Source organism: Aquamicrobium zhengzhouense, from assembly GCF_016124105.1.
Lineage (GTDB): Bacteria > Pseudomonadota > Alphaproteobacteria > Rhizobiales > Rhizobiaceae > Aerobium > Aerobium zhengzhouense.
This window is the reverse complement of record NZ_JADGMQ010000003.1, coordinates 38,113-61,284: the sequence shown is the minus strand read 5'-3', so window position 1 is coordinate 61,284 and position 23,172 is coordinate 38,113. Positions and strand designations below refer to the sequence as shown.

Below are 23,172 nucleotides of genomic sequence, written 5' to 3'. Positions count from 1 at the left end.
GTTCCCGAACTCGCAAAGGCGACGGGCTGCGGCGATAGTCGCCTTTTGAACACGTTTGGCAAGCCCGGCTCAAGCCTGTGAATGCAAACAGCGCGGACTGTTCCGTTAACCTTGTTTGTTGGCAATTTATTCGCCAAAGTCTATCACCTTGGCGAGGTACTGGGTGTCGGGCGTCTTTCAAGGTCGGAACGCACATGCGCGGGAACATGCAATATGCCCGCTGCTTGCCGTGTTTCCGCCAGCATGAACTGGATTATCGCGACGCATGAAAGTCGTCGAGTTCTACATATTACGCCGCGCCGTCGCGATCTTTGCCGCAACCCTCGTCTGGGTTCTGGCGATCGTGTGGACCACGCAGATTCTTGCACGCCTCAACATCGTCACGACCAGCGGACAATCGGCTGCGACGTTCCTTGAGCTTGCCGCTCTCGTGCTGCCTTCCGTGGTTCCGATCGTCCTCCCCTTCGCGGTAGGAATTGCTGTCGCGCAGACGCTGACGACGATGAATACCGATTCTGAACTGATCGTGATCAGCGCAGCTGGCAGCCCCCGTATCACCGTGATGCGGCCGATGCTGCTGCTGGCAATCTTCGCGTGTTTGGCATCGTTCGCCATTCAGAATGGCATCGTTCCCTCTGCGCGCGAGCGTATCCGTTATCTGGTGGCCGAGGCGCGCGCTGATCTGATCTCAACGATCATTCAGGAAGGCTCTTTCCAAAAGATCGACGACGGACTGCATATCCAGATTGGAGAACGTCTGCCGGGCGGCATGCTGGGCGGCATCTTCGTTGCAGATGCCCGCGAGGACAGCGTCGAACTGATCTACTACGCCAAGAACGGCATGATGGTCGAGCTTGGCGAAGAGCAGGTTCTGGTGATGCAGGACGGTGTTGTTCACCGCAAGACAGCCGACGGCGTCTCCGTCATCCGTTACAAATCATACGCATTCGACCTTTCCCAGTTCAAGACAGGGAGCGCTGAACCTACCTTGTCACCCAAGGATCGGCCGCTTGCCTACCTGTTCTCACCCGATCCCAATGACAGTTACTTCCAGTCGCGCCCCCTCTCCTTCAGCGCCGAATTGCATCGTCGCATGACCGAGTGGCTTTATCCGATGGTTTTCGCATTGATTGGCCTTGCAGTAGCAGGCGACTCCCGATCTTTCCGAGAGTCCCGAATTCATCCCCTGCTGACCACCATGACCATCGCAATGGCCATCAGATGGGGCGGCTTCTACTTTGAAAATCGGATATCAAAGGACCCCTCGCTCACCTTCGGGATCTACGCGGTGCCATTGCTTGCTTCGGCGGTGGCGATTTACTTCATCGTGACCAACCGCGTCATGGAGTTGCCAACAACTGTGACGGAACGAATCGCCAATTTATGGAGCCGCTGGCAGCGCCGTCTTCTGACACGTCGTCTGGCGACAGCTGATGGCGGGACGCCGCCTTCCGGAGGTCGGTCATGATCGGCTTCACCCTCGGCCGCTATTTCTTCATGCGCTACCTATCGATCACCTTCTGGTTCTTCGCGGGGGTGGCGGCACTGGTCTTCATCATCAGCTTCACCGAGTTCGCCGGGCGCGCGGGCGGTTTACCTGATTATAGCGCGTCCCATGCGCTGGCATTTGCGGGCCTGCAGACGCCGATGATCATGCAGCAGGCCGTTCCCTTCATCTGCCTGATCGCGGGCATCGTGACGCTCGTGTCATTGAACCGCCGCTATGAACTCGTGGTCGCCCGTTCGGCAGGCATATCGGCATGGCAATTCCTGTTCCCGATCGGCCTTGCCGCGTTTTTCAGCGGCGTCCTGACTCTAGCGCTCCTCAATCCTCTCGCCGCTTACGGCGTGGAAAAGAGCGAAAGCATCGAGGCTGGCTTGCGCGGCACCCAGCCGACTGCGATGCCCGATACCCCCTGGATCAAACAGCGGACGAGTGAAGGCGAGACGATCATCGGATCACAATCCGTTCTCAATCTCGGCCTGGAGCTGCGAGGCGCGACGTTCCTGCGTATTGGTGAGGATGGAGGCATCTCCGAACGTATCGATGCTGAAGTTGCGTATCTGCGCGACGGACATTGGGAACTGAGGAACGCCACCCGCTATGGCGAGGGTGGCCTGCCAGAACGCATTGATACGATTCAGGTCCCATCGAACCTGACGCCTGAGTTCGTTCTTGAGCGCCTTGCGAATCCGGAAACGATCCCCTTCTACGAACTGCCTAGAAAAATCGCCGCGGCACGCACTTTTGGTCTATCGGCCGATGCGTTTGCGATGCATTTCCACTCACTCGCAGCTCTTCCTGCGCTACTGGTAACCATGACTCTCATTGCAGCTACCGTTTCCATGAGATTTGCGCGGATGGGACAGTCCGCCACCATAATTCTGGGTGGCGTCCTCGCCGGCTTTCTGCTTTATGTCGTTTCTGTTTTGGTACAAGCGTTTGGAAGCGCCGGATTCGTGCCGCCCTTGGCTGCTGCTTGGTTTCCGGTCATAGTTGCAGGTTTTTTTGGGGTGACTTTTCTCTTGTACAGGGAGGACGGCTAGTGAGGGGCGCGCTGGCGGCGAACCGCAGGTCGGCTCGAAGGTTGCACCTATGGGGAGCGACCGCGCTCGTATGCATCATGGCGTACGTGCCCTTCACCGAATCGTCTTTTGCTCAATCCATTGATCTGGCCGAAGCGGCAGGCGTCTCGACAAATGGCGAGATGCTGCTCGAGGCTGACACCATCGTCTATGACAACGACCAGGCGACGGTCACTGCCGTAGGCGGCGTGCAGATCGACTATGACGGCTACCGGCTCGTTGCGCAGCGGGTAGCGTACAATCAGCGAACCGCGCGCTTGATTGCCAGTGGCCAGGTTGAGATCGTCTCTCCGGATGGCACCAAGCTTTATTCCGACGAAATCGACATCACGGATGACTTCCGCGATGGCTTCGTCAATGCGCTCCGCGTGCAGACGGCGGACAACACCTATTTCGCAGCAGAAAACGCCGATCGACGAGAAGGCAATATCACGACCTTCACCCGTGGCGTTTACACGGCATGCGAGCCTTGCGAGGAAAAGCCGGATCAGCCACCGATCTGGCGCATCAAGGCGCAGAAGATCATTTGGAACGGTAAGACGAAGACGGTTCGGTTCGAGAAATCTCGGTTCGAAATGTTCGGCATGCCGCTGGCGTTCTTGCCCGCCTTTGAGATCGCAGACCCCACTGTCAAGCAGAAGTCTGGCTTCCTGTTTCCGCGTTTCAAATCCGGCAGCAGATTGGGCTCAGGCGTAGAAGTTCCTTATTATTGGGCTGTATCGCCGACAGCTGACGTCACGTTCAAACCAGCCTGGTATTCCAAGCAGGGTTTCATGGCGAGTGCCGAATGGCGCCAGAAGTTCGATAATGGCGAGTACTCCATCACCGTCGCGGGTATTCGCCAGCGGAGCCCTGAGGAGTTCTACAAGTCGATTCCGGCGAACCTGAGCTCCGACAACGAGACCACCCGCGCGATGATCGGCTCGACGGGTACGTTCCAGCTCAATTCTCGGTGGGTTGTTGGCTGGGATGTCCTGGCGCAAACTGACAAGAACTTCGCCTATCGCTACGGCATCGACGGTTATCATCAGCATAGCCGGACCAACCAAGTCTATCTGACGGGGCTCAACGGCCGCAATTACTTCGACCTGCGCGGCTACAAGTTTGACGTCCAGGAGCAGGAAGCAAACTTCGATCGCGAGAACGGCGTCCCCAACCCCGACGCACGCGACGCTCGTCAGCCATGGGTATTCCCCTCATTCGACTATTCCTACATTCCGGATCAGAGCATTGCCGGCGGCGAATTGTCGATCGACATCAATACTCAGAGCCTTTACCGGCGGCTTTCCGACTTTGCGACACCAGCAGAAGGCGCAACCTACGGACGCCTTGCCGGCATCGAGGGCTGGTCAGGCCGCGTCACCGCCGAAGCCGAGTGGAAGCGTTCATTCGTGACGCAAGGCGGACTGATGCTTACGCCATTGCTGCATGCGCGCGGCGATGCAATTGGCGTCGATTTTCAGGGTGATTCACTAGCAAGGATTGGCGAGCTAGGCGTCGCGTCCGACGTGCGCTCGGCCTACTATCGCACGATGGCGACGGCAGGTCTTGAAGCGCGCTGGCCAGTCTTGTTCTCGACCACCAGCTCCACGCACGTGCTTGAGCCGATGGCCCAGATCTTCGCACGTCCGAACGAACAGCATGCGTCACGTCTTGGAATTCCGAACGAAGACGCCCAGAGCATGGTGTTTGACGCTTCAAATTTGTTCGAGCGTGACAAATTCTCCGGATATGATCGCGTTGAAGGCGGCGTGCGCGCTAATTTGGGGCTCCGCTATTCGGGCAATTTCGCGAATGGCTGGTCTGCACACGGTCTCGTCGGTCAATCGTTCCATCTCGCTGGAAGAAATCCTTACGCATCCGCAGACTTCGTGAATGTCGGCGCCGCGTCCGGTTTGGAGTCTGACCGTTCCGACTATGTCGCCTCGCTCGGCGTCGTCAGTCCCGTCGGCTTCAATGCCAGCGTTGGTGCTCGTCTTGATGAAGACACCTTCGAGGTCCGCCGTACGGACCTAACCGCTGGATATACCTCGACCCCTGTCTCCGTCTCGGCTGTTTACTCATTCATCGAAAAGCAGCCCGACTACGGCTTCGCTGACGATCGGCATGAGATTCGCGGCTCGGCCTCGGTGCGTGTCCATGAAAACTGGCGCGTATTCGGCAGCGGCACCTACGATGTGTCCAATGAGGTGATGGTCAGCAAAGCCATTGGCTTCGCCTATGACGACGAATGCTTCTCATACGCCTTCACCGCTGCAGAGCATGTGAACAGAGAGAACACCAGCGACAAGCGACGGACGGTAGGCTTCCAAATTTCCTTGCGTACTCTGGGCGATTTTGCGACATCGACGGGAATAAGCCAGAACTGACCCGTACGGTACGTCACGCTTTTGCCGCACATAGCCGTCAGGGATGAAAATCCTCCGCGTCTGGCACCACAGGAGACTAAACGGATGAGAACGCTCCGCAGCGTCGTGCGCACCTCCACCTTGATTCTGGCGCTTGCAACCGCCGGTGTCGCTGCCCCATTGGCGACGGCAGCGGCGCAGACGAGCGAGATCCGCTACATCGTCAACAACCAGCCTGTTACGAGCTACGACATCCAGCGTCGCGCAGCTTTTCTTCGCCTGCAGAACCGTCGCGGAAATCTGCAGCAAATGGCTGCCGAGGAGATGATTGACCAGGCGGTTCGCATGGCCGAGGCGAAGCGTCTCCGTATCAACATTTCCGATGAGATGGTCGCTAGCGCGTACGAGCGCTTCTCGCGTTCGAACAATATGTCCGCCTCGCAGATGGACCAGGTCCTGAACCAGGCCGGCGTCACCAGAACGCATTTCCGCGACTTCATCCGCGCGCAGATGAGCTGGTCTCAGGTAATGGCTCAGCGATCCCAGGCGGGCAGAGTTAGCGAGCAAGACGCCGTACAGCGCATGCTTCAACAGGGTGGCAGCAAACCGAGCGCAACGGAATACATGCTACAGCAGGTTATCTTCGTCGTTCCTGCAAAGGAGCGTGGCAAGATTGGCGCACGCAAGCGCGAGGCTGAAGCCATGCGTCAGCGTTTCCAAAACTGCGGCTCTACACGCGAGTTTGCAAAGGGGCTCCTCGATGTCACTGTGCGCGATCTTGGACGCGTGCTGGCACCACAATTGCCGCCAGAGTGGGCCGACCAGATCAAGGCGACCAATCCAGGTGGAACCACGCGCATCCGCGAGACGGAACGTGGCGTAGAGTTCATTGGCGTCTGCAGTGCACGTGAAGTTTCGGATGACAGCGTTGCGCAGATGGTTTTCCAGTCCGAACAGGGTGGAACCGATCAGGACGACATGTCCAAGAAGCTGACCGCAGAGCTGCGCGCTAAAGCACAAATCGTCCGTCGCTGATTACCGTAGGCGCTTGGCAGGAGACGAAGCATGGGCTTGCTAGCGCTCACCTCGGGCGATCCGGCGGGTATTGGTCCGGAGATCACGCTCAAGGCGTGGCGAGATCGACAGGCTCTAGATACCCCGGCTTTCTACATTCTCAGCGATCCTGTTTTTTTCGAAACATGTTCGCGGGAACTCGGGCTGCACCTCCCGGTCGAAACCGCTACTCCGCTTGACGCTGCTGCAATATTTCATCGGGCGCTGCCGGTCGTTCCTTTGGACGCCCAATTCGCATACGCTCCCGGCAATCCCAGCAGTCAGAACGCCAACGGAATCATCGAATCCATCGAACGGGCGGTTAAAGACGTCAATGCAGGCATCGCCGATGCACTTGTCACCTGCCCTATCGCCAAGAAGCCGCTTTATGACGCTGGCTTCAAATATCCTGGACATACGGAATTTCTGGGTCATCTCGCCGGTGGCGCCCAGCCCGTTATGATGCTGTCCGGGCCGGAACTGCGCGCCGTGCCAGTGACGATCCACATACCCTTGTCCGAAGTCCCACGGGCGCTGACTACCGCTGACATCGTCGAGACGACAGCTGCCACTGCAGCCGACCTCCGTGACAAATTCGGGATCGAAGCTCCTCGCATCGCAATCTCCGGCCTGAACCCGCATGCGGGTGAAGGGGGAGCGATGGGACGCGAGGAGATCGAGATCATTCAGCCTGCGATAGACGAGCTGCGCAGCCGGGGCATCGATGTTCGCGGCCCTTTGCCTGCTGACACGATGTTCCACCCGCAGGCCAGGGCGAGCTATGACGCCGCGGTGTGCATGTATCATGACCAGGCTTTGATTCCTGCCAAGGCTCTGGGGTTTGATGAAACAGTCAATGTCACACTTGGCCTCCCGTTCATCAGAACTTCGCCTGACCACGGCACCGCATTCGACATCGCTGGGACTGGAATCGCCCGACCAGACAGCCTCGTAGCCGCGTTGAAAATGGCGCGCTACATGGCAGACAGGAAAGCCGCGCGTATATGAGTTACGATGGATTGCCGCCGCTCAAGGATGTCGTGGATCGCTTCGAACTGCGGGCCAAGAAATCTCTCGGTCAAAACTTTCTGTTCGATCTCAACATCACGAACAAGATTGCGCGGGCGGCCGGCGACCTGACACAAAGCACCGTAATTGAGGTGGGACCTGGACCTGGCGGCCTGACCCGCGCCCTGCTTGCCAATGGTGCCAAGCGCGTAATTGCAGTCGAGCGCGATGGACGCTGCCTTCCGGCGCTCGCAGAAGTCGCTGCACATTACCCTGAGCGTCTGGAGGTGATTTCGGGCGATGCACTGGCGACAGACTTTGCCGCCTTGGCGGCGGGCGCCGCCGACGTTCGGATTGTCGCAAACCTTCCTTATAATATTGGCACGGAGCTCCTTATCCGCTGGCTTACGGGCCCCAAATGGCCGCCCTACTGGAACTCCATGACCCTGATGTTCCAAAAGGAAGTTGCCCAGCGGATCGTGGCGAAACCGGGCGACAATGCTTACGGTCGCCTGGGTGTACTCGCTGGATGGCGCTGCAAATCTGACATCGTGTTTGACTTGCCTCCCCAAGCGTTTTCACCGCCACCGAAGGTCAACTCAGCTGTCGTCCATATCGAGCCTCGTGAAGCTCCCCTCGCCACAGATGAGCGTGTTTTGTCCCGCGTCACGGAGGCGGCCTTTGGACAACGGCGTAAGATGCTCCGCCAGAGCCTAAAGTCGTTGGGGGGCGAAGCTCTTCTTGCGCAAGCGGGTATTGAGGCCACGCGACGCGCGGAAACGCTGAGCGTCGAAGAGTTTGTTGACCTGTCGCGCTTGGTACAGGCTGGCGTCACGATCTGAAAACGACGCTCAGCCGCAGTTTACGAGCGAACCTCGCCGCGAGCACCGTACGCGACCGCGGCGATCAAACTCATCAGGTCAGCTTTTCGTCGAGTAGCCCGGTAACGAAGTCGAACATACCAGGTCGACGGTCACGCCGCAGACGCTCCGCAGCTACGATCGAACGTACCTCCGTGAACGCAGTGTGCAGATCCTCGTTGATCACGATGTAATCGTAATCCAGCCAGTGCTCGATTTCTGTCCGTGCATTGGCCAGACGAGCCGCAATCACCTCTGCGGAATCCTCGGCACGACGGCGCAGCCGCTCCTTCAATTCGCGCATTGATGGAGGGAGGATGAAAATGGAGACGACATCGCCGCGCATCTTCTCGCGCAACTGTTCAGCACCTTGCCAATCGATATCGAACAGCATGTCCCGCCCTTCCGAAAGGGCACGTTCTGCTGGGGCACGTGGGGTCGCATAGAAGTTTCCATGCACTTCCGCCCATTCCAGCAACTCGTCGTTGTCGCGCATGTTTTCGAATTCGCGTGCGGTGCGGAAATGATAGTGATGACCGTCAATTTCACTGCCGCGTCGCGCACGCGTCGTAACGCTGACCGAAAGCTCGAATCCCTTGTCTTCTTCAAGCAGCGTGCGTGAAATCGTAGACTTCCCTGCGCCTGAGGGCGAGGAAAGGACGAGCATGAGGCCGCGCCTGCGGACTGTTGCGTTGAGCGAAGTGTCGGCCATAACTTACTCCAAATTCTGCACTTGCTCGCGAAACTGATCGACGACCGCTTTCAATTCCAGACCAATCGCGGTCACCGATGCGGCATTCGATTTGGAGCAAAGCGTGTTCGTTTCACGATTAAATTCCTGAGACAGGAAATCGAGCTTTCGACCAATGGCTCCGCCACCATGAATATGAGAGCGGCCGGCGGCAATGTGGGTCTTCAGACGATCAATTTCTTCGCGAATATCCGCCTTGGTCGCGAGGAATGCCGCTTCCATGTGAAGCCGTGCCTCGTCGACCGGCGCATGTGTCTCGAGAAGCAGCGCTACCTGATCCGCAAGGCGCTTGCGGATAGACGCAGGCTCCCGTGACGGATCAGCCTCGGCGCGCAACGTTAATTCCTCTATACAGTCGAGATGCCTAAGAAGAACGTCGCCAAGCGCCGCACCTTCACGCTCCCGAGCTTCGTGCAGGCCATCGAGACCGACGTTGAGTGCTTGCAGGATGGCAGCATCTAATGCCGCCTTGCTATCTTCGTCCTCGAATGCCTCGGGTGTCTCCAAGACGCCTTTCAGCGCGAGCAATCCGTCGGCGGTCGCGGGCGCAGCGCCGAACTGCTCTTCCAGCCTTCGCGCCAAGCCAGCAAGATCTTTGAGAAACTCTTCATTTACGACTGGCGGCGCGCTTGAACTTGCACGCGTCAGGTTCAGGCTCGCCTGGATATTACCCCGCGAAAATCGTTTCTGAATCGCGGGCCTGACAGCCTGCTCCAACCGTTCAAGGCCGGGTGGCAGACGTAGCCGAACTTCCAGCCCCTTGCCGTTGACTGACTTCAACTCCCAGACAAAGACCGAGCCGTCGTGTTCACCTGCGGCTCGGCCGAAGCCGGTCATACTCTGCACGCTCATTGACTACCCCCTCGGCCCCCACCATGCGTTTACTGAGGCGCCGTTTGGTCTCCGCTTGATTGCCGCGCAGCTGCACGCTCGCGCTCAATCCGGCGCCAGCGCGCCACATTCTGATTGTGTTCATCCAGCGTTTCGGCGAATGCATGCCCACCGGTACCGTCCGCGACGAAATAAAGATCCTTCGTCTTCGACGGGTTGGCTACTGCCTCCAACGACGCGCGCCCTGGGATCGCGATGGGACCAGGCGGAAGGCGATCAATGACGTAGGTGTTGTATGGTGTCGGCTTCTCGATATCGGACCGATAGATCGGACGATCCGACGGTTTACCATCACCACCGAAAAGGCCGTAGATGATCGTCGGATCCGACTGCAGACGCATGCCCTTGTTGAGCCGATTGATGAACACTGCGGCGACACGCGAACGCTCATCACCGCGCGCCGTCTCTTTCTCAACGATCGAAGCGAGTGTGACGAACTCGTTGATGTCATTGAGCGGAAGGCCGTCGACCCGACGATTCCAGATGCTCTCGACGAGAGCTTTCTGATCCGCCATCAAGCGCTTGACGACTTCCTCACGCATCATTCCACGCGTAAAGCGGATTGTATCGGCAGAAATCCAGCCTTCATCGGGAAGCTCAGCCGGCAGTTCGCCTTCAAGCTCCTCAACCTCGGCGATACGCTGGAGCGCCTGCTTGACAGTCAGCCCCTCGGGTACCGTCACCGAGTGAAGAATGGAGCGCCCACTCACAAGCAGGTCCATGATATTGTGCATGGAAGCACCAGCGGGCACGGCGTATTCGCCCGCCTTGAGCTTACCGTCGTTTCCATAGGCGCGCAGGCCAAGACGGAAAATGCGTGCATCAGAGATTATGCCCCGACGCTCAAGGAGGTCGGCTATCTCCCCCACTCCAGTTGACGGACGAATAAGGATCGTATCCGCTGCGGCGAGTGGCCCCTCACCTTCAAATTCCGCCTTGCCGTACCAGACTGCGGCAAATGCTCCGATCGCCAGAAGGACGATCATCGACATGACGAAGTTCAGGAAGACTACGAACTGACTGCGCGAACGTCGCGAGCGCGCCGGCGGAGGAGTTCCTGCCTGCGACCTCAAAGCCTCGCTCGCGGTCTTGGGCACAATCGGCTTCGACGAAACCGGAGGCTGATTAGCTGGTGAAGTACCCTGATCCGCTGAATCGGTAGTCATTGGCCTCGCGGCACTCCATTGGAAGGGATTATCCGAGAACGGACTCGAACCTAAGCCTGAATGTGGCAGAATTGGCGGTGCAGCGCACCGCCTGAAACGTTATGCAACGTATCTGCGGAACACCAACGATGCGTTGGTGCCACCAAAGCCAAATGAATTGGACAGCGCGACATCGATCTGCCGCTCACGGGGCTTGTGCGGAACGAGGTCGATCGCCGTTTCCCGCTCCGGATTGTCCAGATTGATCGTCGGCGGGGCGATGTTGTCGCGAATCGCCAGCACCGAGAAGATCGCCTCTGCAGCGCCCGCGGCCCCGAGAAGGTGGCCGATAGCCGACTTGGTCGATGACATTGAAACCTTCGATGCCGCATTACCGACCAGACGTTCGACAGCGCCGAGTTCGATGGTGTCAGCCATCGTCGAAGTGCCGTGCGCGTTGATGTAGTCGACCTCAGAAGGCGCGATCCCCGCCCGCTTCAACGCCGCCGTCATGCAGCGGAATGCGCCATCTCCATCCTCGGACGGAGCGGTGATGTGATAGGCATCACCCGACAAGCCGTAGCCGACGACTTCTGCGTAGATTTTTGCTCCGCGTGCCTTTGCGTGCTCGAGTTCTTCGAGAACAACAACTCCAGCGCCCTCGCCCATGACGAAACCATCGCGATCACGATCGTAAGGACGTGAGGCCTTGGTCGGTTCGTCGTTGCGCTCGGTCGAGAGCGCACGGCAAGCCGCAAAGCCGGCCAGTGACAGGCGGGTGACAGGCGCTTCCGCACCACCAGCCACCATGACATCCGCATCGCCGAACATGATGAGGCGGGCTGCGTCGCCGATCGCATGTGCGCCGGTCGAGCAAGCGGTCACAACTGCGTGGTTCGGGCCCTTCAATCCGTGACGGATCGAGACGTGGCCAGAAATCAGATTGATGATGTTCCCAGGAATGAAGAACGGGCTGATGCGCCGCGGTCCCTTTTCCTTCAGAATTGTCGCGTTTTCCGCGATGCCCTCAATTCCGCCAATGCCCGAGCCGATCATTACGCCTGTGGCGTGCTGCTCTTCAGGGGTCTGCGGCTTCCAGCCGGAATCGGCCAGGGCGAGATCTGCAGCGGCGATACCATAGATGATATAATCGCCAACCTTGCGCTGCTCCTTCGGCTCCATGAAAGCGTCGGGATTGAACGCGTGCTCCCCGCCATCGCGAGGAATGACGTGGGCGATCTTCGCAGGAAGATCGTCCACCTCAAAAGTCTCAACGCGACGCGCCGCGCTTTTTCCGGCCAGAAGCTCTTTCCAAGTGTGCTCCGCTCCAACCCCGAAAGGCGAAAGCAGGCCCACGCCAGTGACGACAACTCGTCTCATAGCTTGATGCTCAGGTCTTTATCTGTGCGGCGCCGACGCGAGGTCAGGCCGATGCCTTGTCGATGAACTTGACTGCGTCGCCGACGGTCAGGATCGTCTCAGCTGCATCGTCCGGAATCTCAACACCGAACTCTTCTTCGAATGCCATGACCAGCTCGACGGTGTCGAGGCTGTCTGCGCCGAGGTCGTCGATGAAGCTCGCGCCTTCGGTGACCTTGTCGGCATCGACGCCCAGATGCTCGACAACGATTTTCTTGACGCGTTCTGCGGTATCGCTCATTTGCAAACCCTCGACTTCTGAAAGTTGATTGAACTTCGTTAACGGCACGATTGCCGGTAATCAAGTTGAAAGATCGGAGTACAGGCGGCGTCTAAACCCGATTTCCTTTGGTTTGTGCCGCCTATCAGACCGTTGCCAGACTGCTCCTGGAGATGGTGTTAACCTTCTGCTGCGGCGCCGGATACCAGAAACAGGATCAGGAACCAAGGCAAAAAGACCGTTTCGTGGGCTATCCTCAGATCATCGCCATGCCGCCGTTGACGTGCAACGTCTGGCCAGTCACGTAACCCGCCTCATTGGACGCAAGATAAAGCACCGATGTCGCGATATCGTCGCCCGTGCCCATCTTGCGCATCGGAATAGCGCCCATGATCGCATCCTTCTGCTTTTCATTAAGCTTTTCGGTCATGGCCGATTCTATAAATCCTGGCGCGACGCAGTTCACGGTCACATTGCGCGTCGCGATCTCTTGGGCCAGCGACTTGGAGAAGCCGATCAGACCTGCCTTGGAGGCGCAGTAGTTGGCTTGGCCGGGGTTGCCGGTAACGCCAACGACCGAGGAGATGTTGATGATGCGACCAAACCGGCGGCGCATCATCGGGTGCGTCAACTCACGGGTGAGTCGGAATACCGCACTCAGATTTACGTTAATTACCGAATCCCAGTCCTCATCCGACATGCGCACGAAAAGACCGTCCCGGGTGATTCCCGCATTGTTGACGAGAATATCAACACCTTCGAGTTCAGCCTCGGCCCTCTGGCCAAGAGCCTTGATCTCTGCGGCATCAGAAAGGTTTGCCGGGAAAATCTTGACGCGCTCGCCAAGCTCTGCCGCCAGCACCTCGAGCTTCTCGACACGGGTACCGTGGAGCCCCACAGTAGCGCCTGCCGAGTGGAGCATACGGGCAACCGATTCACCGATTCCCCCGGTTGCACCTGTCACAAGCGCCTTACGGCCGGTCAGATCGAACATCAATTTATCCCTTCGTGTTCGTACAGCTTCCCGCCCTGGGGAAGCTACGAGAATCATCAGGCAAGATCAGCCAGAACCGCGTCGATGTCGGCTGCGGTGCCGATATTCGCAGTTGCGATGTTGCGGTCAATACGGCGCGCAAGTCCTGACAGCACCTTCCCCGACCCGACTTCGTAGAGTGTCGTCACTCCATTAGTGCTGAACCACTCAACGGTCTCACGCCAGCGAACGCGCCCGGTGACCTGCTCCACAAGCCTGTTGACGATGTCCTGCGGATCGCTGATCGGCGCGACCACAACGTTCGCCACAACAGGCACCGCGGGCGCGTTGGCCTGAACGTTCGACAGAGCTTCGCGCATAGCTTCTGCTGCAGGCTGCATCAGCGCGGAATGGAACGGAGCCGACACCTGAAGCATCAGTGCGCGCTTGGCCCCCTTCTCGGTACAAAGCCGAGCAGCATGCTCTACAGCAGGCTTCGAACCGGAGATAACGAGCTGGCCGCCACCATTATCATTGGCAATCTGACAGACCGAGCCCTGACCAGCCTCGGCACAGGCGGCTTCCACCTGCTCCTGATCAAGACCGATAATCGCTGCCATCGCGCCTTCGCCGACGGGGACTGCCGCCTGCATCGCGTTGCCGCGAATACGAAGCAGCCGGGCCGTGTCGCCAATGGAAAAAGTGCCAGCCGCCGCGAGTGCTGAGTACTCACCCAGCGAGTGGCCGGCAACGAAAGACACCTTATCCTTCAATACGAAACCGCGCGCTTCAAGCACTCGGATCGCAGCGAGCGAAACGGCCATTAGCGCGGGCTGCGCATTGGCTGTCAATGTCAGTTCATCTTCGGGGCCGTCCCACATCAAAGCGGACAGCTTCTGCTCCAGCGCATCGTCGACTTCATCGAATACGGCGCGGGCTTCAGGGAAAGCATCGGCAAGATCCTTGCCCATTCCCACTGCCTGGCTACCCTGGCCCGGAAAGGTAAAGGCGATCGTCATGACGGCGTTACTCCAGCCTGTTGTTGAGCGAGCGTGTGGCTCAACCCGCCCACGAGGTCAAGGCCGCATTAACTTTGACGGCCTTTCCATTGGGGTAGAAGCCGCAGCCGCGCCGCATTCTTTCATCACCCGGCCCCAAACCGGAAAGCCAGATATCAAGCTCACTGAAGCAGAGCTGAACTTGCGCTTGGCACAAAAACCTGTATAGACGCGCACAATCTGTCGGTCCTAGCTGGGGGCTGAACGGAGGGCTGTGGTCATTCAATATGTAATGGCAGCATGCGAGGGCAAGTCTCTCCGCCTCCCGTGTCTCCGCTCTCGACCGTCTCGTCATGCTCCTTTCTTCGCCGCTTATGCGGAAAAGAGAAGTTGCAGAGGCTTAGCCGCCGGGACCGTCAGAGAAACGAAGAAAGGCAAGAGAATATGGCTCTTTACGAACATGTGTTCCTTGCCCGGCAGGATCTGTCCGCGCAGCAGGTCGAAGCCCTTGTCGAGCAGTACAAGGCTTTGATCGAATCGATGGGCGGCTCGGTTGGCCGGGTTGAGAACTGGGGACTGAAGTCCCTCACCTACCGCATCAACAAGAACCGCAAGGCGCACTACACCCTGATGGACATCTCGGCTCCGGCCGCTGCCATCCAGGAAGTAGAGCGTCAACAGCGTCTGTCCGAAGACATCCTCCGCTTCATGACCGTTCGTGTCGAAGCACACGAGGAAGGTGTCTCGGCAATGATGCAGAAGCGCGATGACCGCGAGCGTGAAGGCCGTTTCGGCGACCGTCCTCGCTTTGGTGATCGTGATCGTGGCCCGCGCCGTCCGCGCGAACAGGCTGAAGGAGCAGCGGAATAATGGTCGACATCAACCAGATCCCGACTCGGCGTCCGTTCCACCGTCGTCGCAAGACCTGCCCGTTCTCCGGCGCAAACGCACCGAAGATCGACTACAAGGACATTCGTCTTCTGCAGCGCTACATTTCCGAGCGCGGCAAGATCGTCCCTTCGCGCATCACGGCTGTTAGCCAGAAGAAGCAGCGTGAACTCGCCAAGGCGATCAAGCGCGCGCGTTTCCTCGGCCTGCTGCCGTACGTCGTGAAGTAAGATTTGTCGGGGCGGCTCGCCGCCCCGATTTTCCACATTCGCGGTCGGCGCGGACGTGAGATTCAAAATCCGAGTTGGGCTTTGCCCTAACTGCCAATCGGCAGGACAGCGACCCGGCGCAAGACGCCACGTTCCCTTGTCCTGCTATCCGTAACTCCGGCCGTTCGCGGCCATGAAGGAGCAAGACTATGCAGGTTATTCTTCTCGAGCGCATCGCACGCCTCGGCCAGATGGGCGACACCGTCAAGGTCAAGGACGGTTTCGCACGCAACTACCTTCTGCCGCAGGGCAAGGCTCTTCGTGCCAACGAAGCCAACATGAAGAAGTTCGAAGGCCAGCGCGCACAGCTCGAAGCACGCAACCTCGAGCGTAAGTCCGAGGCTTCCAAGGTTGCCGAGTCGCTCGACGGCAAGAGCTTCGTCGTCATCCGTTCGGCTGGCGAAACCGGCCAGCTCTATGGTTCTGTGTCGACTCGTGACATCGCCGACCTGCTGGCTGCTGAAGGCTTCGACGTCAACCGCAACCAGGTTGAACTGAACAACCCGATCAAGACGATCGGCCTCTCCGAGATTGAAATCTCGCTGCACCCGGAAGTTCAGGTCACCATTTCGCTGAACATCGCACGTACTGCTGACGAAGCAGAGCGTCAGGCTGCTGGTGAGAAGCTGGATTCGGCTGAAGCGATCTACGGCGACGACATCAACGAAAACGCGCGTCCGGATGCTTTCTTCGACCCGGATGCTGAAGAGTACGAGGAAGACGCAGAGGCATAAGCCTTACTGCTTTCCTGACATCAGGAGGCCCACCCGGGAAACCGGGTGGGCCTTTTCCATTCATGCAACCTTCTTCCTCCGCCAGCGTTGTGGTGCTTGGCCCCGTGGTTCGGGAGGTGGAGGTCATGCATCGTTTGCTACATGGCGTCGTCGATCGGCTCGTCAGAACCGGAGATCTTGTTGTCTCTGGACCTGATGGCACCGTTGATCGTTACGGTGACGGTAATGGACCGAGGGTTCATGTCTCGATCACAAGCAAGCACGCACAGCGCGCTATTCTCCTCAACCCCTGGCTGGCCATACCCGAAGCCTACATGGAAGGGGATCTCGAACTCTTGCAGGGAGATGTCCTCTCACTTCTTCGCATAGCCTATGAGAACATGGGGCCGTGGGGGTACGGGACAGCGTGGGTGAAAGCCCTTGAGAGTGTGCGCGTGGTCTTTCGGCGCCTCCAACAGATCAACACGACCCGAAGGTCACGTCAGAACGTTCACCATCACTACGATCTGTCGAGGGAGTTTTATCGTCTCTTCCTAGACGACGACATGCAATATTCCTGCGCTTATTTTGCGGATCCCGACATGTCGCTTGAGGAAGCGCAACTGGCGAAGAAGCGTCATCTTGCTGCAAAGATGAACCTGCAGCCGGGGCAACAGGTGCTGGACATCGGCTCTGGCTGGGGCGGCTTAGGCATCTATCTCGCCTCAGAATTTGACGTCAATGTGCTAGGCGTAACGCTGTCGACCGAGCAACACGCAGTATCCACTGACCGGGCACACGAGCTTGGGCTCGATCGGCAGGTGCATTTCGAACTTCGGGATTACCGGAACCTTCAGGAGCGCTTCGATCGCATTGTTTCGGTTGGTATGTTCGAACATGTCGGAGTGAATCACTACCGTACCTTCTTCGAGAAATGCGCTTCGCTGTTGAAACCTGACGGCGTGATGGTTCTCCACTCAATCGGTCGGGCGGGCCCACCAGCTGCGACCAATGCCTTCATCCGGCGCCATATTTTTCCGGGAGGCTATATCCCGCCTCTTTCTGAGGTGCTTCCTCACATCGAAAAGGCTGGTCTCTTCGTGACGGATGTCGAGATACTGCGTCTCCATTACGCCGAAACGCTTCGCCACTGGCGCGAGCGCTTCATGAAGAACCGGCAGAAGGTCGTAGAAATTTACGACGAACGATTCGCCCGGATGTGGGAATTCTACCTGGCGGGGTCAGAGGCGGCGTTTCGCTGGCAGGACATGATGGTGTTCCAGCTCCAGTTGTCGCCTCGCAATGACACGCTGCCGATCGTCCGCGACTACATCTTAGATGCCGAACGACGGATGGCCGCGGCGGATCTCCCAGGTGGCTCTCGCATCGCGATCCACAAGCCTCAGCAACATACGCAATAAAAGACGCCTTGGATCGCTGGCGAGAAGCATTAGCCCTTACCGCCGAACCCCGCCGCCGCTATGATCTTCGCATGAGTCGGGTCAAGCACGAATCAGGGGTGTGGCACATTCATCTGTGAACTGATGTGGATCACGGATGAAAAATCTGGCCTGTCCAAAGCTCGGTTCGTTTGAAGCTTTGAAACACCTCCTGCGCAGTCTAGGACTGATTTCGGATGATGCCGGAGCCAGTCTTTCGTGCCGGCCCGACAAAGGTAATTTGGAACCGGCATGGCGGAAGCAGCACGCAAACTTAGCTCAGCGGAGACGCCTCTCTACCGTGAGGCGCCCAACAATATCGAGGCCGAGCAGGCTCTCCTCGGCGCAATCCTCGTCAATAATGACGCGTTCTACCGAGTTTCGGATTTCCTGAAGCCGACTCACTTTTACGAGCCGCTTCATCGCAAGATTTACGAGGTCCTCTCGGACCTGATCCGGATGGGCAAGATGGCCAATCCGGTGACCATCAAGACGTTCCTGCCGGCCGACGAACGGGTCGGCGACATGACCGTCGCGCAATATCTTGCGCGCCTGGCAGCTGAGGCTGTCACGGTCATCAACGCTGCGGACTACGGCCGCGCCATCTACGACCTCGCGACGCGCAGGGCGTTGATCACAGTCGGCGAAGACATGGTCAACGTCGCGTATGACGCACCGGTCGACATGTCACCCTCTGACCAGATTCAGGATGCCGAGCGTCGGCTCTTTGAACTGGCCGAAAGCGGCCGTTACGACGGCGGTTTCGAGACGTTCTCGGACGCGCTGAAAACCGCGATCGACATGGCCAGCGCCGCCTATATGCGCGATGGTCATCTTTCCGGTATCTCGTCTGGATTGCAGGATCTTGACGCACGCATGGGCGGCCTACAGCCATCTGACCTTATCGTTCTTGCAGGTCGCCCCGGTATGGGTAAGACCTCGCTCGCGACCAACATCGCGTTCAACATCGCGGCGGCTTACGAACCCGAGCAGTTGGCAGATGGCAGCTTCAAGGCCAAGAATGGCGGCGTCATCGGCTTCTTCTCGCTCGAAATGTCGGCAGAACAGCTGGCAACGCGTATCATCTCCGAGCAGGCCGAAGTTCCTTCGTCAAAGATCCGACGCGGCGACCTGACGGAGGCCGACTTCGAAAAGCTGGTCAGCTGTACGCAGACGCTGCAGAAAATCCCGCTCTATATCGACTCAACCGGTGGTATCTCCATCGCGCAGCTAGCCGCCCGATCCCGCCGTTTGAAGCGCCAGCGTGGCCTCGACGTGCTGGTTATCGACTATATTCAGCTGATGCAGGGCTCCAGCGCGAAATCATCACAGAACCGCGTGCAGGAAATCACCGAAATCACGACAGGTCTGAAAGCTCTGGCCAAGGAACTATCCGTCCCGATCATCGCGCTGTCACAGCTCTCTCGTCAGGTTGAGTCGCGTGATGACAAGCGTCCGCAGCTGTCTGACCTTCGTGAATCGGGCTCCATTGAGCAGGACGCGGACGTTGTGCTCTTCGTTTATCGTGACGAGTACTACCTGCAAAACAAACAGCCGGAAGAAGGCACGCCGGACTATGAGGACTGGCTGCTGAAATTCGAGCGCGCCAAGGGCAAGGCAGAAGTCATCATCGCCAAGCAGCGTCACGGCCCGACCGGCACCGTCGAATTGGCGTTCGAGGGCCAGTACACCCGCTTCTCCGATCTTGCAGACGAAGATCGTCTGCCAGAGCGCTTTGAGTAGCGCCTTGCAGAGACCAATCCTTCTTAGAGGGCGCGCGCATGGCTAAGGCACGCACCCAGTTCATCTGCCAGAATTGCGGCACCGTTCACACCCGCTGGGCCGGCAAGTGCGATTCATGCGGCGAATGGAACACGCTGATCGAGGAAGGAACGTCGAGCGGTATCGGCGGGGGCCCCATGGGCCTCAAGAGTTCGCGAAAGGGTCGCGCGGTGACGCTGACGACTCTCTCAGGCGAGATCGAGGAGGCCCCGCGCATCGTCACCGGGATCAGCGAACTTGACCGTGCGACCGGCGGTGGTTTCGTCCGCGGGTCCGCGCTCCTCATCGGTGGCGATCCCGGCATCGGCAAATCAACCTTGCTGACCCAGGCCGCGGCCGCGCTAGCGCAGCGCGGAAACCGGGTTGTGTATGTCTCCGGCGAAGAGGCGGTAGCGCAAATTCGGCTGCGGGCCCTGCGGCTCGGGGCAGCACATACTCCCGTTGAACTTGCTGCTGAGACCAATGTCGAAGATATCCTTGCAACGATCGCTGACGGCAAGCGCCCGGATCTTCTGATTCTCGATTCGATCCAGACGCTTTGGACCGACATGGCCGATTCGGCGCCCGGAACAGTCACCCAGGTTCGCGCCGCGTCTCAGGCGATGATCCGCTACGCCAAATCGACGGGCGCAGCCGTCGTCCTTGTCGGTCACGTGACAAAGGAAGGGCAGATCGCCGGCCCCCGCGTTGTCGAGCACATGGTCGACGGCGTCCTCTACTTCGAAGGCGAAGGCGGTCATCATTTCCGCATCTTGCGTACCGTCAAGAACCGTTTTGGCCCGACCGACGAGATTGGCGTGTTCGAAATGTCGGACAAGGGATTGCGTGAAGTTGCCAACCCCTCCGAGCTGTTCCTCGGAGAGAGAAGCGCTGCCGCGCCCGGAGCAGCCGTGTTTGCCGGCATGGAGGGAACCCGCCCCGTCCTGGTTGAGATACAGGCCCTCGTGGCACCCTCGCCGCTCGGCACGCCACGCCGGGCCGTGGTTGGCTGGGACTCCTCACGCCTTTCAATGATACTTGCAGTTCTGGAGGCTCACTGTGGCGTTCGGTTCTCGCAACATGACGTTTACCTGAATGTTGCTGGCGGCTACCGAATTTCTGAGCCGGCTGCCGATCTTGCCGTTGCGGCAGCACTGGTTTCCTCACTCACTGGTCTTGCCCTTCCATCCGATTGCGTTTATTTCGGCGAAATTAGCCTCTCGGGGGCGATACGGCCTGTCGCACATGCTCAGCAACGCCTTAAAGAGGCGGAGAAGCTTGGCTTTGCTCGGGCAGTTCTGCCGCCTTCGAGCGGTGATGAGCCGGGTGGCGGCGTACGGGAAAACTTTCAGCCGTCTACGCTTTCCGAACTGGTCGCGCGGATCGCAGGTTCGCGAGCGCGGGACGCAGATGGATGACTTTACTGGCGGCGCGCGCGCCATGATGGAGTGAAAGCTCGAATGCCAATCACCCTGCTGGACGGTATCCTCGTCGGCTTTACGCTGGTTTCTGCCATGCTGGCCATGGTTCGCGGCTTCTCCCGTGAAGTTCTGTCAATCGCTTCATGGGTTGCCGCAGCGGCCGCTGCGTTTTTCTTTTACCCTATTGTTCTGCCATATGTGCAGCCCTACATAGATCACGCACAAGTGCAGCTCGCTGTATCCGCGGCCATAGTATTCTTTGTCGCGCTGGTTGTGGTGACGATCATCACGATGAAGGTTGCCGACTTTATCATCGACTCGCGCATTGGCGCGCTCGATCGGACACTTGGTTTCCTTTACGGCGCTGCTCGGGGCGTGTTGGTGGTCGCGGTTGGTTTGCTCTTTTTCTCGTGGCTGGTCGGGCCCAATGCACCGAGCTGGATTTCTGAGGCGAAATCTCTGCCACTGCTGGAAAGCGTGGGCGATTGGTTGGAAAGCATCCTGCCGGATGACCCGGAAAACTCAATCCTTGACCGCATCAAGGGTGATGGCGCAGCCGAAACGCCGACCGAAAACTAAAACGAGTCCCAAAGGGACGATGCACAACGCACATAGAGCGGTATGAAGGGCGCAGACCAATGGCTGACGCAGACGATACTCCGTTTTCATCAGGTGCCGACGACCGCTTTCACGATGAATGCGGCGTCTTCGGCATTTTCGGTCGCCCCGACGCGGCTGCAATCGTAACCCTTGGCCTGCACGCACTACAGCACCGCGGGCAGGAAGCAGCCGGCATCGTTTCGTTCGATGGCTCACAGTTTTTCGTTGAGCGCCATATCGGCCTGATTGGCGACAACTTCACGAAGCAAGCAGTCCTCGATCGCCTTAAAGGGCAGCGTGCCATCGGACACACCAGATACGCCACGACCGGTGGAGCTGGGACACGCAATATTCAGCCGCTCTTTGCCGAGCTTGCCGATGGCGGCATCGCCGTTGCTCATAACGGCAACCTCACCAACGCAATGACGGTGCAGCGCTCCTTGCAGAAGCAGGGCGCGATTTTCACCTCGACCTCCGACACGGAGACGATCCTTCACCTGATCGCCTTCAGCCGCGAGCAGGACATCAACTCCCGCTTCATCGAGGCCGTGCGTCAGCTTGAAGGCGCATTCTCGCTGGTAGCGCTGACTGCGAAGAAGATGATCGGTTGCCGCGATCCGCTGGGCATTCGCCCGCTGGTTCTTGGCGATTTGGATGGCGCCTGGATCCTCGCCTCCGAGACCTGCGCGTTGGACATCATCGGTGCGCGCTTCGTTCGCGATATCGAACCCGGCGAAATGGTGGTCGTTACCACCAAAGGCATCGAGAGCTTCTATCCATTCGAAAAACAGAACCCGCGCTTCTGCATCTTCGAATATGTCTATTTCGCCCGTCCCGACTCAGCCATTGAGGGCCGTAACGTCTACAGCGTTCGCAAGCAGATCGGCGTCGAACTGGCGAAAGAAAATCCGGTTGATGCTGACATAGTCGTGCCTGTGCCGGACTCCGGGACGCCGGCGGCAATCGGCTTCAGCCAAGCATCGGGCATTCCCTTCGAACTGGGCATCATACGCAACCACTACGTTGGCCGAACCTTCATCTCCCCAGGCGATTCGATCCGGCATATGGGCGTGAAGCTCAAACACAACGCCAATCGCAAAATGATCGAAGGCAAGCGCGTCGTGCTGGTTGACGATTCAATCGTTCGCGGAACGACCAGCCAGAAGATCGTGCAGATGGTTCGTGATGCGGGCGCTCGCGAAGTCCATATGCGGATCGCTTCGCCTCCGACACGCGCGTCATGCTTCTACGGTGTCGACACCCCGGAAAAGACGAAGCTCCTTGCTTCGCGGATGTCGGTTGAAGAGATGGCGGAGTTCATTCGCGTGGATTCGCTCAGCTTCTTGACGATCGACGGGCTTTACCGCGCTGTCGGCGAAGCGGTGCGCGATGGCGCTTCGCCACAGTATTGCGACGCATGCTTCACCGGGGATTATCCGACCCGTCTTACGGATATGGAGGGCACGGACAATGTCCGCACCCTCTCCTTGCTCGCCAATATGGGCTGATCAGGGCGAAACCAGCTTCAGGCCGATAATGCCGGCTGCGATCATGACGATGCACAAGATGCGCATGATCTCGGCCGGCTCAGAAAACAGCATGACGCCCAGGATCGCGGTGCCGATGGTACCGATGCCCGTCCAGATCGCGTAAGCGGTGCCGAGGGGCAGCGTACGCAACGCCAGACCAAGCAAGAACAGGCTGATCGCCATGGCTCCGACCGTAAAGACGCTCGGTACCAGCTTGGTGAAGCCGTGAGAGTATTTCAGGCCTACGGCCCAACCGATTTCAAACAATCCAGCAAAAAAAAGATAAGCCCAGGCCATCGC

Annotated in this window: 22 protein-coding genes; 14 read left to right on the top strand and 8 right to left on the bottom strand. The window is 58.6% G+C overall.

The features are described from left to right. The first annotated feature begins 265 nt into the window (after positions 1-265). The 6 genes from IOD40_RS06295 (at position 266) to rsmA (ending at position 7,837) form a co-directional block, all read left to right on the top strand. The gene (locus IOD40_RS06295; protein WP_198475481.1) at positions 266-1,468 is read left to right on the top strand and encodes an LptF/LptG family permease; all 1,203 of its coding nucleotides are present in this window, start codon (positions 266-268) and stop codon (positions 1,466-1,468) included. After that, positions 1,465-2,547, top strand: a complete 1,083-nt coding sequence (gene lptG, locus IOD40_RS06290) for an LPS export ABC transporter permease LptG (protein WP_198475479.1) — start codon at positions 1,465-1,467, stop codon at positions 2,545-2,547. Before IOD40_RS06295 ends, lptG begins: the two co-directional genes overlap by 4 nt. 77 nt (positions 2,548-2,624) lie before the next feature. Continuing rightward, the gene (locus IOD40_RS06285) at positions 2,625-4,955 is read left to right on the top strand and encodes an LPS-assembly protein LptD (RefSeq protein ID WP_198475477.1); all 2,331 of its coding nucleotides are present in this window, start codon (positions 2,625-2,627) and stop codon (positions 4,953-4,955) included. Between the two features lie 84 nt (positions 4,956-5,039). Next, the gene (locus tag IOD40_RS06280) at positions 5,040-5,969 is read left to right on the top strand and encodes a peptidylprolyl isomerase (RefSeq protein WP_198475475.1); all 930 of its coding nucleotides are present in this window, start codon (positions 5,040-5,042) and stop codon (positions 5,967-5,969) included. Positions 5,970-5,999: 30 nt separating this feature from the next. Continuing rightward, entirely contained in the window at positions 6,000-6,995 is a 996-nt protein-coding gene (pdxA, locus tag IOD40_RS06275) for a 4-hydroxythreonine-4-phosphate dehydrogenase PdxA (RefSeq protein ID WP_198475473.1), read from the top strand. After that, a complete protein-coding gene (gene rsmA, locus IOD40_RS06270; RefSeq protein ID WP_198475471.1) occupies positions 6,992-7,837 on the top strand; it encodes a 16S rRNA (adenine(1518)-N(6)/adenine(1519)-N(6))-dimethyltransferase RsmA in 846 nt (281 codons plus the stop codon). Before pdxA ends, rsmA begins: the two co-directional genes overlap by 4 nt. Before the next feature lie 73 nt (positions 7,838-7,910). Here rsmA and gmk read toward each other — a convergent pair whose 3' ends face one another. The 7 genes from gmk to fabD form a co-directional block, all read right to left on the bottom strand. After that, on the bottom strand, positions 7,911-8,567 hold the full coding sequence (gene gmk / locus IOD40_RS06265; RefSeq protein ID WP_233713877.1) for a guanylate kinase: 657 nt from the start codon (positions 8,565-8,567) through the stop codon (positions 7,911-7,913). Between the two features lie 3 nt (positions 8,568-8,570). After that, entirely contained in the window at positions 8,571-9,458 is an 888-nt protein-coding gene (locus tag IOD40_RS06260) for a YicC/YloC family endoribonuclease (protein WP_198475469.1), read from the bottom strand. Positions 9,459-9,487: 29 nt separating this feature from the next. Continuing rightward, on the bottom strand, positions 9,488-10,663 hold the full coding sequence (gene mltG, locus IOD40_RS06255; RefSeq protein ID WP_198475467.1) for an endolytic transglycosylase MltG: 1,176 nt from the start codon (positions 10,661-10,663) through the stop codon (positions 9,488-9,490). A gap of 99 nt (positions 10,664-10,762) precedes the next feature. Continuing rightward, entirely contained in the window at positions 10,763-12,022 is a 1,260-nt protein-coding gene (gene fabF, locus IOD40_RS06250) for a beta-ketoacyl-ACP synthase II (protein WP_198475465.1), read from the bottom strand. Between the two features lie 43 nt (positions 12,023-12,065). Beyond that, positions 12,066-12,302, bottom strand: a complete 237-nt coding sequence (locus IOD40_RS06245) for an acyl carrier protein (protein WP_002963616.1) — start codon at positions 12,300-12,302, stop codon at positions 12,066-12,068. A gap of 235 nt (positions 12,303-12,537) precedes the next feature. Continuing rightward, positions 12,538-13,275, bottom strand: coding sequence for a 3-oxoacyl-[acyl-carrier-protein] reductase (gene fabG / locus IOD40_RS06240; protein ID WP_198475462.1), 738 nt, complete (start codon positions 13,273-13,275; stop codon positions 12,538-12,540). 56 nt (positions 13,276-13,331) lie between these two features. Beyond that, positions 13,332-14,273 carry an ACP S-malonyltransferase gene (gene fabD, locus IOD40_RS06235; RefSeq protein WP_198475460.1) on the bottom strand — a complete coding sequence of 314 codons (942 nt, stop codon included), beginning with the start codon at positions 14,271-14,273 and terminating at the stop codon, positions 13,332-13,334. Between the two features lie 423 nt (positions 14,274-14,696). On the opposite strand from fabD, the gene rpsF reads away from it, so the two are divergent. From rpsF to purF, 8 genes are all read left to right on the top strand, one after another. After that, positions 14,697-15,122, top strand: coding sequence for a 30S ribosomal protein S6 (gene rpsF / locus IOD40_RS06230; protein ID WP_198475458.1), 426 nt, complete (start codon positions 14,697-14,699; stop codon positions 15,120-15,122). After that, positions 15,122-15,370, top strand: a complete 249-nt coding sequence (rpsR, locus tag IOD40_RS06225) for a 30S ribosomal protein S18 (protein ID WP_198475456.1) — start codon at positions 15,122-15,124, stop codon at positions 15,368-15,370. Before rpsF ends, rpsR begins: the two co-directional genes overlap by 1 nt. A gap of 188 nt (positions 15,371-15,558) precedes the next feature. After that, complete coding sequence (gene rplI, locus IOD40_RS06220) at positions 15,559-16,143, top strand: 50S ribosomal protein L9 (RefSeq protein ID WP_198475454.1); 585 nt, start codon at positions 15,559-15,561, stop codon at positions 16,141-16,143. A 125-nt stretch (positions 16,144-16,268) separates the two neighbouring features. Beyond that, positions 16,269-17,543: an SAM-dependent methyltransferase gene (locus IOD40_RS06215; protein ID WP_198475452.1), complete on the top strand. Its 1,275-nt coding sequence runs from the start codon at positions 16,269-16,271 to the stop codon at positions 17,541-17,543. A 270-nt stretch (positions 17,544-17,813) separates the two neighbouring features. Then, on the top strand, positions 17,814-19,304 hold the full coding sequence (locus tag IOD40_RS06210) for a replicative DNA helicase (RefSeq protein WP_198475450.1): 1,491 nt from the start codon (positions 17,814-17,816) through the stop codon (positions 19,302-19,304). Positions 19,305-19,342: 38 nt separating this feature from the next. Further along, on the top strand, positions 19,343-20,740 hold the full coding sequence (radA, locus tag IOD40_RS06205; protein ID WP_198475448.1) for a DNA repair protein RadA: 1,398 nt from the start codon (positions 19,343-19,345) through the stop codon (positions 20,738-20,740). A 42-nt stretch (positions 20,741-20,782) separates the two neighbouring features. Next, complete coding sequence (locus IOD40_RS06200) at positions 20,783-21,322, top strand: CvpA family protein (RefSeq protein ID WP_198475446.1); 540 nt, start codon at positions 20,783-20,785, stop codon at positions 21,320-21,322. Between the two features lie 59 nt (positions 21,323-21,381). Beyond that, positions 21,382-22,851 (top strand): amidophosphoribosyltransferase, encoded by a 1,470-nt coding sequence (gene purF / locus IOD40_RS06195; RefSeq protein ID WP_198475444.1) that lies wholly within the window; start codon positions 21,382-21,384, stop codon positions 22,849-22,851. On the opposite strand, the gene sugE is transcribed toward purF, so the two are convergent. Beyond that, positions 22,852-23,169, bottom strand: coding sequence for a quaternary ammonium compound efflux SMR transporter SugE (sugE, locus tag IOD40_RS06190; protein WP_198475442.1), 318 nt, complete (start codon positions 23,167-23,169; stop codon positions 22,852-22,854). Between the last annotated feature and the right edge of the window lie 3 nt (positions 23,170-23,172).